This window comes from Gordonia sp. LMA167 (assembly GCF_058130025.1).
Genome location: NZ_CM176708.1, coordinates 5,160,346 through 5,174,501 on the forward strand (window position 1 = coordinate 5,160,346; position 14,156 = coordinate 5,174,501).

At 66.8% G+C, this 14,156-nt stretch carries 14 protein-coding genes; 6 read left to right on the forward strand and 8 right to left on the reverse strand.

From position 1 onward, the window contains the following. Positions 1-58 precede the first annotated feature (58 nt). Both ACVT6V_RS23475 and ACVT6V_RS23480 read right to left on the reverse strand, forming a co-directional pair. Positions 59-1,222: an AI-2E family transporter gene (locus ACVT6V_RS23475; protein WP_489900976.1), complete on the reverse strand. Its 1,164-nt coding sequence runs from the start codon at positions 1,220-1,222 to the stop codon at positions 59-61. Between the two features lie 188 nt (positions 1,223-1,410). Continuing rightward, positions 1,411-1,728 carry a hypothetical protein gene (locus ACVT6V_RS23480; RefSeq protein WP_489896497.1) on the reverse strand — a complete coding sequence of 106 codons (318 nt, stop codon included), beginning with the start codon at positions 1,726-1,728 and terminating at the stop codon, positions 1,411-1,413. A gap of 122 nt (positions 1,729-1,850) precedes the next feature. Here ACVT6V_RS23480 and ACVT6V_RS23485 point away from each other — a divergent pair, with 122 nt between their 5' ends. Genes ACVT6V_RS23485 through ACVT6V_RS23500 form a run of 4 tightly spaced genes read left to right on the forward strand, consistent with a single transcriptional unit; the run spans position 1,851 to position 6,446 of the window. Next, positions 1,851-3,554, forward strand: a complete 1,704-nt coding sequence (locus ACVT6V_RS23485; RefSeq protein WP_489896498.1) for a DNA-3-methyladenine glycosylase 2 family protein — start codon at positions 1,851-1,853, stop codon at positions 3,552-3,554. Further along, positions 3,551-4,150, forward strand: a complete 600-nt coding sequence (locus ACVT6V_RS23490) for a methylated-DNA--[protein]-cysteine S-methyltransferase (protein WP_489896499.1) — start codon at positions 3,551-3,553, stop codon at positions 4,148-4,150. The genes ACVT6V_RS23485 and ACVT6V_RS23490 overlap by 4 nt, the downstream gene beginning before the upstream one ends. 57 nt (positions 4,151-4,207) lie before the next feature. Then, positions 4,208-5,413 (forward strand): DNA recombination protein RmuC, encoded by a 1,206-nt coding sequence (locus ACVT6V_RS23495; protein WP_489896500.1) that lies wholly within the window; start codon positions 4,208-4,210, stop codon positions 5,411-5,413. 34 nt (positions 5,414-5,447) lie between these two features. Further along, positions 5,448-6,446, forward strand: coding sequence for a DUF6542 domain-containing protein (locus tag ACVT6V_RS23500; protein WP_489896501.1), 999 nt, complete (start codon positions 5,448-5,450; stop codon positions 6,444-6,446). Positions 6,447-6,491: 45 nt separating this feature from the next. Here ACVT6V_RS23500 and ACVT6V_RS23505 read toward each other — a convergent pair whose 3' ends face one another. The 6 genes from ACVT6V_RS23505 to trhO all read right to left on the reverse strand — a co-directional run bounded on the left by ACVT6V_RS23505 (position 6,492) and on the right by trhO (position 12,021). Then, a complete protein-coding gene (locus ACVT6V_RS23505; protein WP_489900978.1) occupies positions 6,492-7,058 on the reverse strand; it encodes a nucleosidase in 567 nt (188 codons plus the stop codon). A 16-nt stretch (positions 7,059-7,074) separates the two neighbouring features. Further along, positions 7,075-7,848 (reverse strand): fructosamine kinase family protein, encoded by a 774-nt coding sequence (locus ACVT6V_RS23510; protein WP_489896502.1) that lies wholly within the window; start codon positions 7,846-7,848, stop codon positions 7,075-7,077. Continuing rightward, on the reverse strand, positions 7,845-8,780 hold the full coding sequence (locus ACVT6V_RS23515; RefSeq protein ID WP_489896503.1) for an SDR family oxidoreductase: 936 nt from the start codon (positions 8,778-8,780) through the stop codon (positions 7,845-7,847). The genes ACVT6V_RS23510 and ACVT6V_RS23515 overlap by 4 nt, the downstream gene beginning before the upstream one ends. Before the next feature lie 45 nt (positions 8,781-8,825). Continuing rightward, positions 8,826-9,947: an N-acetylmuramoyl-L-alanine amidase family protein gene (locus tag ACVT6V_RS23520; RefSeq protein WP_489896504.1), complete on the reverse strand. Its 1,122-nt coding sequence runs from the start codon at positions 9,945-9,947 to the stop codon at positions 8,826-8,828. Positions 9,948-10,093: 146 nt separating this feature from the next. Further along, the gene (locus ACVT6V_RS23525; protein WP_489896505.1) at positions 10,094-11,140 is read right to left on the reverse strand and encodes a CobW family GTP-binding protein; all 1,047 of its coding nucleotides are present in this window, start codon (positions 11,138-11,140) and stop codon (positions 10,094-10,096) included. Continuing rightward, positions 11,137-12,021: an oxygen-dependent tRNA uridine(34) hydroxylase TrhO gene (gene trhO / locus ACVT6V_RS23530; protein WP_489896506.1), complete on the reverse strand. Its 885-nt coding sequence runs from the start codon at positions 12,019-12,021 to the stop codon at positions 11,137-11,139. Before trhO ends, ACVT6V_RS23525 begins: the two co-directional genes overlap by 4 nt. 996 nt (positions 12,022-13,017) lie before the next feature. On the opposite strand from trhO, the gene ACVT6V_RS23535 reads away from it, so the two are divergent. Both ACVT6V_RS23535 and ACVT6V_RS23540 read left to right on the forward strand, forming a co-directional pair. Further along, positions 13,018-13,356 (forward strand): histone-like nucleoid-structuring protein Lsr2, encoded by a 339-nt coding sequence (locus ACVT6V_RS23535; protein WP_489896507.1) that lies wholly within the window; start codon positions 13,018-13,020, stop codon positions 13,354-13,356. Between the two features lie 21 nt (positions 13,357-13,377). Further along, positions 13,378-14,073 (forward strand): alpha/beta fold hydrolase, encoded by a 696-nt coding sequence (locus ACVT6V_RS23540; RefSeq protein ID WP_489896508.1) that lies wholly within the window; start codon positions 13,378-13,380, stop codon positions 14,071-14,073. Positions 14,074-14,156 lie beyond the last annotated feature (83 nt).

Below are 14,156 nucleotides of genomic sequence, written 5' to 3' on the forward strand. Positions count from 1 at the left end.
GGGTTCTCTCGGCGCGATCGCGGGTTGTCTCGGCGCGATCGCGGGTTCTCTCGGCGGGTCAGGCGGACGACGTACCCGGATCCGCCGAGGGATCGGCGCCCTCGGGCGGCTCGTCGTCGGTGACCCCGCCGGCATGCGCGCTCACCGGTGTGCCCTGATCGGGCAGTGTCTCACCGGCGCGCTCGGCGATCTGTTCGTTCAGGTAGCGGAGCACGACGGCGATGGCGGCCGCGGTGGGCACCGCGAGGAACGCGCCGGTGATGCCGAACAACGTGCCCCCGAGCGTCACCGAGAGCAACACGATGACCGCGTGCAGATCCATCGACTTCGATTGCAGCCACGGCTGCAATACGTTGCCCTCGAGTTGCTGCACGCCGATGATGATCCCGAGCACGATGAGCGCGGTGGTCAGTCCGTTTGACACCAGCGCGATCAGGACAGCGAGCGCACCGGCGACGAACGCACCGACGATCGGGATGAAGCCGCCGAGAAACGTGATCACCACGAGGACCCCGGCGAGCGGGACTTTCAGGATGAACAGCCCGGCGCCGATGAGGCTGGCATCGACGAAGCTGACGATCGCCTGCGTCCGGATGAAGCCGCCGAGACTGCTCCACATCCGGAGCAGCACCTCGCCGATGTGGGTTCCCGACGGCCGACCAACGGTGCGGTCGAGCCACGGAACGAACTTGGGCCCGTCCTTGAGGAAGAAGAACACCAGGATCAGCGCGGTGAACAGCGTGATCACGATCGACGTCGCGGTCCCGACGCCACTGAACACACCTGCGGCGATCGTGGATGCGCTCGACTGCATCTTCTGGGTGACCGTGTCGACGATGTTGTCGAGTTGCTCATCCCGAACATTGAGCGGTGGGCCCTGAATCCAGTCCTGCAAAGTGTGCACGCCATCGGTCGCGCGCGATGCCAGTTCCGGCGCCTGCCGCACGATCGACGGCACGATCAGACTGATCACTCCCGCCACCGCGCCGATCCCGATCAACATCATCACCAGCGACGCCGCCGCCGCCGGGACGCCTCGATTGCGCATCCACCGCACCGGTGGCCACAACACCGTGCACGCGATGATCGCGACAACCGCGGGCAGCAGGACGACCCAGAATTTGCCGAGTACCCACAGCACGACCCAGACGGCCGCGACGACCAACACGAGCTGAAGGCTGACGATCGAGGAGGATCGCAAGCCCGCGAGCACCACCTGCATGCGAGTCGGAAATCCGGTCGTCTCATTCGCGGACCCGGAGGAGTCCGACACGTCCGGGATGCCGGGCACGCCCGATTGATCAGTCACGCTCAGATCGTCACACATTCACCGCATGTGTCGCGGGAACTGACGCATCGCGTATCCGTGCCGCGAGCGTCGATGACGCCTCGGCTGCGCTGATGGAGCGGCTAATGACGCTTCAGCTTGCGTTCCACGTACTTGACGAGTTCGTTGATGGCCTCGAGTTCCACGACGATGGGCGACAGTGGTTCGCCCGTCGGGGCCGCCGGCGGAGTCTCCGCCGCGGGCACGGGCGCGACAACTTTCCGACCTTCGCCGACCGACGGGGATGTGAGCGAGGTGACGGCCCGATCGTGGATACAGGCACCCTCGATCGTCTCGGGTCCGTACAGACCCATCATGATCTCGAGCGCCCAGGCGGGGTACTCCGACAGGGGCAGTTCGTGGTTCCGTCCTCGTTGACGGCCACCGAACGGTGTGTTCATGACGAACATGTTGCCAGGAAATGTAATCTGCGTCACTCCGTTCGGCGATTCGCGTGAACCACCTTCCCGGAGATGTCCGATTTCCGCCAGGAATCCCTCGGTCCTGATGCCACAGTGGAGGGGTGACCATCGTTCGCGACACCACCGACTCGCTCGACTTCGACCGCTGCTATCGCGCCGTGTCGTCCCGCGACACCCGATTCGACGGCCAGTTCTTCGTCGCCGTGCACACCACCGGGATCTACTGCCGGCCATCGTGTCCCGCCCAGACTCCCCGTCCGCAGAACCTGCACTTCGTGCTCACCGCGGCCGCCGCCCAGCAACAAGGCTTCCGGGCCTGCCGACGGTGCTCACCGGACGCCGTTCCGGGTTCTCCGCTCTGGAACACCGGCGCCGACCTCTCGTCGCGGGCCATGCGGTTGATCGCCGACGGTGTGGTGCAGCGTGATGGTGTCGAAGGACTGGCCGGGCAACTCGGCTACACCCCGCGACATCTCAACCGGGTACTGACCGACCACCTCGGCGCCGGCCCTCTGGCGTTGGCGCGGGCCCACCGCGCGGGCACCGCGCGCGTGCTGATCCAGTGCACGTCGATGCCGATGGCCGAGATCGCCTTCGCCGCCGGGTTCCGAAGTATTCGCCAATTCAACGACACGATCAGGGAGATCTTCGGCACGACGCCGACCCGGCTGCGCACCCTTCCGTCACCCTCGAGATCAAAACCTGCTCGCGCTGCGCCATCCGAGTCCGGCGGCGCGCTCGGCGAGGTCACGCTCCGCCTCGCGCACCGGCACCCACTCGACCACCGCTGGCTGCACTGGTTCCTCGCCGCACACGCGGTCGAGGGCACCGAGCGCGTGGACGACACGGACACCCCGGGCGGCTGGCGTTATCGACGCACCGTCGCCCTTCCACACGGACCGGCCCTGGTGACCGTCGAACCGACACGGGGACATGTCACCGCCCGTATCGCGCACCTCGACATGCGTGACCTGGGGGTCGCGGTCAACCGGGTGCGCCGACTGCTCGACCTCGACGCCGACCCGGTGAGCACCGACGCCGCACTCGCCGCCGACCCGGCTCTGGCACCGCTCGTCGCGCGCGCCCCGGGCCTGCGCGTCCCCGGGACGATGGACCCCTCCGAGACGCTCATCCGGACCATGATCGGCCAGCAGATCAGCGTGAAGGCCGCCCGCCATCACGTCAGCCGACTCGTGGCCGAACTCGGTCGTCCGGCGCCGTGGCATCCCATCCCGGACCCCGGCCACATCGGCACCGAGGATGCGGGTCCCGGCGCCACGGCGAGGGGATGGAAGCTGTTCCCCGACCCGGCAACCATCGCCGAACACGGTCACCGGGTCCTCACCGGGCCGCAGCGGCGGATCGACGCGATCATCTCCGCCGCAGGTGCGCTCGCCGACGGCAGCGTGGAGATGCACGCGGGTTGTGATGCGTCGGCCTTGCGCGCCGATCTGCGCTCCCTGGCGGGTGTCGGCCAGTGGACCGCCGACTACGTGGCGATGAGGGTCACCGGTGACCCGGACATCATGCTCGACCGGGATCTGGTGGTGGCCCGGGCCGCCGCCGACCTGGGCATCGACCTCGCTTCGGCATCGGTTGCGTGGTCGCCGTGGCGCTCGTACGCGTCCATGCATCTGTGGCGTCATCGGTTGTCGGAGACCGAGGCCATACTGGTCGACGAGATTCCGATCGAGCCGATGTCGACGAAGCATTCCACGCGGGCCCCATCACCACGATCGCCCATCACGCGATCGACCTCATCTCGTCGCGAACACAGCGGCGAGCCTGCAGAAGGAGCACGATGACATCCACCATCTCCACCCCGGCAACCTCCGCCGCCACCATCGCGACCCCGGCGAGCACAACCTCCGCGTCCACCTCACCGACCGCGGGTGCTGCGGCCCAGTGGACGTCGGTGCACACACCCGACGGGACCTTCACCGTCATCGCGGACAGCACTGAGCAGGTCCTCGCATCCGGCTGGACCGATGATCCGAACTACCTGACCGCCCTCGTCCACCCGTCCCTCCGGCCCGACAGCGTCGCGCAGACCTCCGGGCTCGAGTCGATCCGGGCAGCGGTCGAGTCCTACTACGAAGGCATGTTCTCGGCCGTCGACTCGGTCGCCGTCCGCCAGCGCTCGGGCCCGTTCCTCGAACGCGCGTGGTCGACTCTGCGGACGGTGACGCCGGGTGACCCGGTCACCTACACCGAGTTCGCCGCCCTGTCGGGCAACCCGGCGGCCGTGCGCGGGGCGGCGTCAGCGTGTTCACGTAACGCAGCAGCTCTGTTCGTGCCGTGCCACCGTGTGCTGCGCAGCGACGGGTCGCTCGGCGGGTTCCGTTACGGTCTGCCGATCAAGCAGTCGCTGCTCGACCGGGAAGGCCATCGGCCCGACTGACCGGCATCGACCGCCCGGCGGTCGGGTGACGATCTGTTGTCGTACCCGTCGAGCACGATGACGCCCATGAACATCTCAGTGCTCATCGCCGTGATCGCCGGCCTGGCGGTAGGACTCGTCATCGGCTGGCTCGCGCATGCGTCGCGGGTCGCCGCGACGGTCGCGGCCGCCCGCGCCGAACGGGACGCCATGCGTGCCGCCCATGAGATGGCCGCGCGGTCGTTGTCCTCGGCCACCGAGGACGCGGCCCGCCGGCAGTCGACGGCCATCGGCTCGCAGGTCGCCCACATCGTCGACCCGCTGCGTGGGGTACTGACCCAGCTGTCCGAAGAGTTGCGCCGCACCGAGCATCACCGGGTCAGCGCCTACGCCGGGCTGAGCGAACAGGTGCGCGGAATGCATCAGATGTCGGCGCAACTCAACGACCAGACGCGGCAGCTGACCAATGCGCTGCACACCCCGCAGGTGCGGGGCCGGTGGGGCGAACTGCAGCTCGAACGGGTCGTCGAGCTCGCCGGGATGTCGCGCCACTGCGACTTCTCGACGCAGGTCACCGCGGAGGGCGCGTCCGGGACGGTCCGTCCGGACATGGTGGTGCACCTTGCCGGCGGCCGAGACATCATCGTGGATGCAAAGGTTCCGCTGCACGCCTACCTGGGCGCGATCGAATCCGACGACCCGGAGGCGTCGGCGCGGCTGATGGCCGACCATGCACGTGCGGTTCGGGCGCACATCACTCACCTGTCGTCGAAGGCGTATTGGTCGGCCTTCGACAACACCCCGGAGATGGTGGTGCTCTTTCTCCCCAGCGACCCGGTCCTCGAAGGGGCGGTGCGGGCCGACTCGGACCTGATCGAGTTCGGGTTCACCAAGAACATCGTGCTGACCACACCGGCAACCCTCGTCGCCCTGCTGCGCACCGTCGCGCTGGGCTGGCGCCATGACGCCATGGCGCGCGACGCGGCGGTCATTCATCAGCTCGGGACCGAACTCCACCATCGCCTCGGCGGCGTCCTCGGACATCTCGACCGGCTGGGTGGGTCTTTGCGACGTGCGGTCGAGTCGTTCAACTCGACTGTCGGCGCAGTCGATGCACGGGTGGGGGTCACCGCACGCAAGCTGGCCGAACTGGATGCGCTGCAGGGTGAGCCAGAACACACGACGGCCACGCCGATCGACATCACGGTCCGTACGGCCGGAGGCATTCGGACCAGTGACGATGTCGTCGACGACGGACAATGGGCAACATCACCCGGCGGTTAACGGAAATCGACGGATCACCCGGTACCGTCTAGATGTGTCTTCTGCCCAACAGCGTTCAGCGGTGCCGCTGGATCAGCAGTCCGTGCTGCCGACGGTCCGCGGTGTTCCCTGGTGGGGCGCGGTGCTGGTGGCCACGGTGATCACCGGGATAGGTGCGGCGATCGACGCGAGCAACTCCGACTCACTCGGTGCCGTGTTCAAGTTCTGCTACCTGGTCGGATGTGTGGCGGCTGCATTGGCCGTCCGCCGTCGCGCTCTCTTCACCGCCGCAGCTCAGCCCCCTTTGATCGCGTTCCTCGTCGGCGTCATCGCGCTCTACGGACTCAACGCGGATCAGGCATCGTCCGGCCTCAAGAGCCTGATCTTCAAGGTCCTGCTGCCGATCGCCAACGACTTCCCGTGGATGGCGTTGACCTTCGTCGTGACGCTGGGCCTGGTGCTCGCACGCTGGTACCTGACCCGCACGCCGTCCGGTGGCGGGTCGAGGCGAGCTGCGGCCCCGGCCAAGAAGGCCGCGATGAAGAACGGCTCCAAACCGGGCACATCCAAGCCGGGCATGGCCAAACCGGGACCGTCCGCCACCGGGGTGAAGGCCAAGGCCGGCGATTCCGAGAGCGCCGCCGCGCCCACGACGGCCAAGAAAACAGCACGTCGAGCAAAGCCGGGCCCTCGGCCGACGTCGGCCGCCGAACGACCGGACACGCCGACCTCCGCCGATGGATCGCCGCCGCGCCGAACGCCGACGAAACGGCCGAAAGAAGACAGCGGCACCGCGACCGCTGCGCCGCCGACACGTCGCCGCTCCACCGCCGGCGCTGTCTACCGCGCCGGTGCGGGCGAGCAGATCGACGCGATCGATCAGCCGTCTCGCCCGGTCACGGCCCCCACACCCTCCGCCGACGCCGGTGCACCGGCCGGCGGGGCACGACGGGCCACACCCTCGTCGGCCGTCGACCATGACCGTTACGAATCGGTCGCACGCAAGGTGGCAACGCCCAGCTACCAGTCGATCAGGTCACGCAACCGGGCGTGATCGGGTGGTCAAGCCGACCGGGTTCGGACCGACGGCGAAGCGGGATCAGCCGACCGGAACTCCGTCGAACCACTCTCCCAGCTGCCGCGCACAGGTATCCACCAGCGATGGCCAATCCATCGCACGCTCGTCCGCCGAGTCGCTGACGATCTTCACCATGCGACAGGCGATACCGAATTCGGCGCTGACATGAGCGATCGCACATCCCTCCATGTCGACGAGGTCGGCGTACCCCCCGAGCGTGGCGCGCCGGGCCGGATCTGCGACGAAGGTGTCGCCGGAGGCCAATACGGTGCCGTCGCCGTCGGGCAGCTCCCAACGGTCGACGACCGGATATCCCATGGACCGCAGCGCGGAACTGCTGATGTCGTGTTCGATGACCGCCGACGGCAGAAAGATGCCGGAGTGATGATCATGGAGTGCGCCTGCCGTGCCCACATTCACCACACAACTGATCGGTTCGGTCACCCCGTGCCGGGCGTCGCAGAGCGCTTGTGTCAGGGCCGTCGCGGCACGAACCTTGCCGATGCCGGTGATCAGCACGCGGGCATCGGCCGGTAGGTAGCGGGCCTCGGCACGAGTCGCGGCCACGATCAGGGCCGATCGATCGATTCTCACGCCACAGAAGTTAGCGCCCACGCTCGGCCAGCGCGAGACAGGCCCTCGCTGCGCGACCCAGCGCCGCACCATAGGACGGTCCGTGCCCGGCGGCATGCACGGCCAGGGGATGTAGCTGATGGACCGGGATGCGCTCGTCCCGGCCTGGCGGCAGCGGGTGCTCGGATTCGTAGGCGACGACGATCTCGGCCAGCAGCGGGCAGCCGAACAGCTCGAGCATGGCCAGGTCGGTCTCCCGATGACCGCCGTGGGCCGCCGGGTCGATGAGAACGACCCCGCCCGGCGTCCACAGGACGTTGCCGCTCCAGAGGTCGCCGTGGATGCGCGCCGGGGCCGCCCCGTCGTCGAAGACCCCGTCCGCGATGAGCGCACATGCTTGGCGCGTCGCCGCAGCGTCGGCGGTGCCCAGATTTCCCGCATCGATGGCCGGTCCGAGGTACGGCAGCACGCGTTCGGCCGCGTAGAACTCTCCCCAGCTCTCATGGACGGTCGAACTCAGGCCGCGTTCACCGATGTACTGCTTGCCCGCGTGGCCATCGGGCCGACTCCCGAAGCCGGCGGCACCGGAATCATGCATCCGGGCCAGCGCCACACCGAAGTCGTGTGCGGCCTCGGCCGACGGCCGTGCCGACGAAAGTCTCTCCAGTTCGATGAAGTCGTCGCCGACGTCGATCACCTCGACGACCGGGCCACCTCCGTCGCGCAGCCAGCGCAGACCTGCCGCCTCGGCACGGAAGAAGTCCGGATCGACGTCGCGCCGCTGCTTACGGAAGGTCGGGGTCATCCGTGCGTGACGTCGTGACCGTCTGGTGTGTCGCTGGTGTGGGGAGACGACCGTGTGGTGGCGCGCGCCAGGCGGTCGAACTGGTCGTTGGCGACCCGCATCGCGATCTCGTACGGCAGCGCGAACTTGCGCGCCCACCAGTATCCGAAGCGGACATCGAAGGAGGTGTAGACGAGAAAGTGGTTCTTGCGGACGCCGGTGAGGATCGCGGCCGCGGCTTTCTCCGGGGTCACCGCCACCTTGTGGAACTGCGCGATCTGCGCTTTGACGCGCGGGTCGTCGCGGTTCACGCCGACGATGTCCACGGTGTCGACCAGCGGGGTGTCCACACCTCCGGGGCAGACCAGCGTGACGCCGATGCCGTGGCGGCGAAGATCGAACCGCAACACCTCCGACACGCCGCGGACACCGAACTTGCTGGCGCTGTACGCCGCATGCCAGGGGAAGGCCAGCAGGCCCGCCGCCGACGACACGTTCACCAACTGACCGCCCTGACCCCGACGGATCATCTGCGGCACGAAGCATTCGATCACATGGATCGGGCCCATCAGATTCACCTCGACCATGGACCGCCAATGTCGGTGCTCGAGGTTCTCGACGGTCCCCCACGCCGAGATGCCGGCGATGTTCATCACCACATCCATCACACCGACCTCGGCATCGACCTGATTCGAGAAAGAGCGAACCCACTCGTAGTCGGAGATGTCACCGGCCTGGTGATAGACCACCTCGCCGCCCGATCCGTTGATGTCGGCCACCACCGCGTCGAGGGCGTCGCCACGGACGTCGGTCAGCACCAGTTGAGCACCGTCGCGCGCCGCGGCGACCGCGGTGGCCCGACCGATCCCGCTCGCCGCACCGGTGATCAGAACCGTGCGGCCGCGGAGGGTGGGTACCGGCGTCTTCATCAGGATCAGATCCTTGAGGCCCATGGCCCCACCCTAGTTGCCTGCGGCCCCAGCCGACCGAAGACGCGATCAGCCGATCGGCAACTTGCCGCCGAACAGCCCGTAGACCACCGTCAACATCGCCTTCAACACCTGGGCCGACACATCCTGTCCCTGACCGAGCAGCAATTGCACGATCGCCGCGGGGTCCTCGGTGGCCAGCAACTGCTGGACGAACGGGATCACGATCGACAACCCCTGGTCGCCGTCACCGTCGGGGGCCGGAGTCGTGGTGGTGGGCGGGGCTCCGGTGTTGCTGTTGGGGGTGTTGCTGTTGGGGGTGTTGCTGTTGGGGGTGTTGCTGTTGGGCGTGACGGCGTTGGGGGCGGGCGCCGGACCACGGACGTAGTTCATGATCCCGTCCGTGATCGTCATCGCGTACTTCAACTGGCCGTCCTTGCCGGACAGCGCGGCGGCCTCGGCCGGGTTGGACAGGTTGCCCATCTCGATGAAGACCGCGGGCACCTTGGTGAGGTTCACCGCCGCGATGTCCGAGCGGGTCTGCAGCCCGTCCCTCACACCGGCGTAGTTGGCCTCGGGGAATCCGGCCTTGACGAAGGAGTCCCGCATCGTCGTCGATGCCTTGCGCCCCTCACCACCCTGGACCTGATTGACCGTCGCGTCGGGCACCGGCAGCGCCGGCACGATCATGTGGAAGCCCTTCTTCGACGCGTCGGCACCGGCGGCCGTCGAATCGGCGTGGACGCTCACCGCGACCGCGGCACCCGAACGGCTCGCCGCCGCGGCACGCTGGTCGATACAGCCGCCCCAGCCGGTGTCGTCGGGCCTGCTGAGCACCACCCGCGCGCCCTGACTCTCCAGTCCGGCCTTGACGAGTTGGGTGATCTGCCAGTTGACCGTGTGTTCCTTGGCACCGTTCACTGCGGTGGCGCCGCTGGTCTGGCACGGCTTCTTTCCCCCGCGCCCGTCCGGTACCTGGGCGTTCAGGTCATGGCCTGCGGAACTGCCCTGGTGGCCCGGGTCCAGGAACACCGTCTTTCCGGCGAGAGTGTTGCCGGCCGGGGCCGGCGCCGCGAAGGCGCCGGGCGCCGAGATCGTGGTCATCGTCACCGAGCCGAGGGTCAGAGCAGCAGCGGCGATCGCCGCGACCACCATCCGTCGCCGACCGGTCATCATGCGTCGTTGGGTCATCACACATCGGGCGCCGCCGACCGCAGGCCGGCTCTGGCGCCACACTCCCTTCCAAGATGCAACACTGGCCACATTAGTCACATTCGTAACAAGTGAAACAGGCCGCCGATCATTTGGAAAATTCGCGACCTGGGCCGACGAAAACGTTAGGGAGCTGTGACCACGTACCGCGTGATGCTCAGGATGCCGTGCTCGTCCGGCTGTCCGTCGTCGACGGCGGCCTCCAGCGCCTTCTCGACCGCGTTCGGATCGATACCGGAACCGATCACGACGATGCTGGTCGTTCGTGGCATACCCGACCACGCGTGCCGCTCGACCCGCACGAACCCACCCACCGCATGGACGACGTAGCGCTGTCGGTGCCCCGGCACATCGAAGGCCACCACACCCTTGATCCGATAGCAGCCGGCCGGCGGGCGCTCCAGAAATCCCGCGAGCCGACGGGGGCTCATGGGCCTGTCCGTGACGAAGTCGACCGACTGATAGGCGTCGTGCAGATGCCGGTGATCATGCGCACCGTGCTCGTGACCGTCACAGTCGGCGAACAGTTCGTCGAGGGCCAACTGGCCGCCACGGGCCTCGGCCCGGTGCGGGCGCTGCGGGGCGTCGAACAACAGCGTGACGTCGACGACGCCGTCGGCAGTCGTCACCGTGGGTGCGGTGTCGTTGACGCGGGATGTGGATGCACGCACCGCCGACAGTTCGGCCTCGGTGGCCAGGTCGGCTTTGTTGATGATGACCAGGTCCGCGATCTCGACATGCCGATCGATCTCGGGATGCCGCTCCCGCAGATCCGGAAACGCTGCCGCATCGACCACGTAGACGAGTCCGCCGTAGCGCATCCGAGGGTCGGTGAACCCGGTGATCATCCGGACCAACGACCTCGGCTCCGCGATACCGCTCGCCTCGACGACGATCGCGTCGATGCGCGCCGACGGCCGCAGCAGTCGGGACAGCGCGGCTTCCACACCGTCGGCGTCCACGCTGCAGCACATGCAGCCGTTCGACAGGCTGACCGAACCGTCGGCCTGCCCGGCGATGAGCAGGGCGTCGATGTTGATCGCGCCGAAGTCGTTGACCAGGACGCCGATCCGTGCGCCGGACGCAGTGCGCAGGAGATGGTTGAGCAAGGTGGTCTTGCCGGAGCCGAGAAATCCGGCGACCACGATCACCGGGACGGTTCCGCGCGTCACGACACCGATGACCGGTCGGCGTCGTCGGCACCGACCGCCTGCTGACACGCGTCACAGAGCACCGCGAGTTCGCGTCCGAGTGCGTCCGGGTAGTTGGCCAGGGCGCTGGTGGGGGCCCCGCACCGTGAGCAGGCACCGATGACGGCGGCGTGGTCGGAGAAATCGACGGTCATGCGGTTGTCGAAGACATAGAGAGACCCCTGCCAGAGGCCGTCGTCGCCGAATTCCTCGCCGTAGCGGACGATCCCGCCGTCGAGCTGGTAGACCTCCCGGAACCCTCGTGCGCGCATCAACGACGAGAGGACCTCGCATCGCACGCCTCCGGTGCAATAGGTGACGACCGGCCGCTCCTTGAGGTGATCGAACGCCCCACTGTCGAGAAGAGGCACGAAGTCGCGGGTGGTCTCCGCCTGAGGCACCACCGCGCCGGTGAATCGGCCGACCTCGGCCTCGACGCGGTTGCGTCCGTCGAAGAAGACGACCTCGTCGCCGCGGTCGGCGACCAACTCGTGAATCTGCTGCGGCGTCAGGTGGGTTCCTCCGCCGACGACGCCGTCGGCATCCACCCGGACCTCGTCGGGTACACCGAATGTGACGATCTCCGGGCGCACCCGCACGGTGAGTCGCGGGAAGTCGTCACCGAGGCCGTCGGACCATTTGATGTCGGCATCCTTGAACGCCGGATACGACCGGGTGGCCCTGACGTACCGTTTCACCTGACGTATGTCACCGCCGACGGTGCTGTTGATGCCATGGGGTGACACGATGATCCTGCCGCGCAGTCCATTCTGTTCGCAGACGGCCTGCTGCCACAGGCGAATGGCCTCGGGGTCGGCCAGCGGCGTGAACACGTAGAACAACACGATCTTGGGGGTCGACACAGTGCAAGGGTACGGACACCTGCGCCGTGGTTCGGTACGCGTATCGCTGGCCGCGGTGCTGGTCACACTCGTCGGCGCGACGTTCGTCGCATGCTCGATATCACCCGATACCGCACCGTCGGGCATCGTCCTGCCCCCGACCGACGCACTCTCCACGGAGTCCGTCGTCGACTCCTCGACCACGACCACCCGCGTGTCCGTCGACGACACCGCGGCCTCGTTACCCGATTGGACGTTCGGTCGAGTTGTCGCGCTGGCGCCGCGAGTCGACAATGCCCGCTATCACCAAGGCTCGGTAACACCCGAATCCCCGCTCGAGGACACCTCGGGTTTTCACTTCTCGACTCCGGACAGAGCAGTGAACTGTTCTACGGGGACGAATGGCTCGGCGACGTTGGCCTGCCGGCTCAACGGACAGCCGAAAGGCATCTCGCGATCAGCTCCGAGCGCGACATGCGATTGGACCAAGAATCTTGTGACCTTGAGCACGGAAGGTACAGAAGCGGGAGCATGTGCCAATCGGTATCCCGTGCTATACCGCAGCACAATCGTCGATTACGGGTACACGATTTCGATTTCACGGTTTTCCTGCCTGGTCGAAACTGCCGGACTGTTCTGCATCGAATCAAGCTCTGAGTCCGGATTCGCCGTCACCCCAACGGGTTACCGATCGATCACGGCATCCGAGCGCGCCCCTTCGGCGCTCATCGGAATACCTGAATCGGGAGCCGCCGACACCGCATCCACGGAGTCCGACATCGCCCCGGAAACCACCGCCACCGCGTCGCCGACAGCCTAATCTTCATTCACTTCCTACGTCATTTAACGCATACCCCGTCGAATGGTCGATTTCTCAGGAACTCTTTAGATTTTTCCGTATACGATGACCAGCACAACCTGACGGAAACAATGGGGTAGTTGCCTTTGCGCACGATCCATTGGTCGTTAGTTCAACTCGGGAACAGTTCGGCACAACGAAGGCACAGGGAGTTCACTATGGCGAAGAAGGAAATTGTTCAAGTAATTGATGACATCGATGGCAAGGTTCTCGAGGACTACGAGACCGTCCGCTGGGCCCTGGATGGAAAGACTTATGAATTCGACACGTCGTCGAAGCATGCCGCCCAGTTCCGCGATTCCGTCGCGAAGTACATTTCCGTTTCGCGGGTGACTTCGTCCTCGCGTGGCATCAAGCGCTCGACGCCGATGTCATCGAGTCGCAGCAAGGAACAGACGAAAGCCATCCGCGAGTGGGCGAACAAGAACGGGTATGAGGTCAGCGATCGCGGCCGCATTCCGTTGACCGTCATCGAGGCATTCGAAGCCGCGCACTGACTCGACATTCTGCCCGAGTAGATGGCGACGTTCGTTCTCATTCCCGGGGCGGGCGGTAGCGCCTGGTACTGGCATCGCGTGGTCGCTGAGTTGGCCGCCCGGGGACACGATGCGGTTGCGGTGGCATTGCCCGCAGGCGACCCGGATGCCGACTTCGTCGCCTACGCCGACGCGTGCGTCGGACAACTCGTGGCCTCGGGCCACACGCCGTCATCACTCACCGGTGATGAGGTCGTGGTGGTCGCCCAATCTCTCGGGGGATTCACCGCCCCTGTCGTCGCCGGCCGTCTCGATCCCCGGCGCGTGGTGCTGGTCAACGCGATGATCCCACTGCCACACGAGACACCGGGCCACTGGTTTACGACCAGCGGAGCGGGCACGGCGCGCGCCGCGGCCGCCGCCGCGGACGGCCGGCCCCCGGCCGAGGGCATCGACCCGATGCAGGATTTCTTCCACGATGTCCCCGAGGCCGTCGTCGCCGAGGCGATGCGTCCGGGTGAGCCCGAACAGTCGGACGGCATCATGTCCTGCGAGAGCCCGTTCGATGAGTGGCCGACGGATGTCAGGGTCATCACGGGCCGCGATGATCGGTTCTTTCCCGCCGATTTCCAGCGACGTATCGCGCGCGAGCGATTGGGCGTCGACGTCACTGTCATCCCGGGCGGCCATCTGGTTGCTTTGAGTCAGCCGACTGCATTGGCCGATGCCCTGACCTGAACAATCGATTACGCTCGTCCCTTTCCGGTCACACGAAACAATTGTTGGTGGATAATTCCAGTCGGCCTTTCCATCGGTGACCG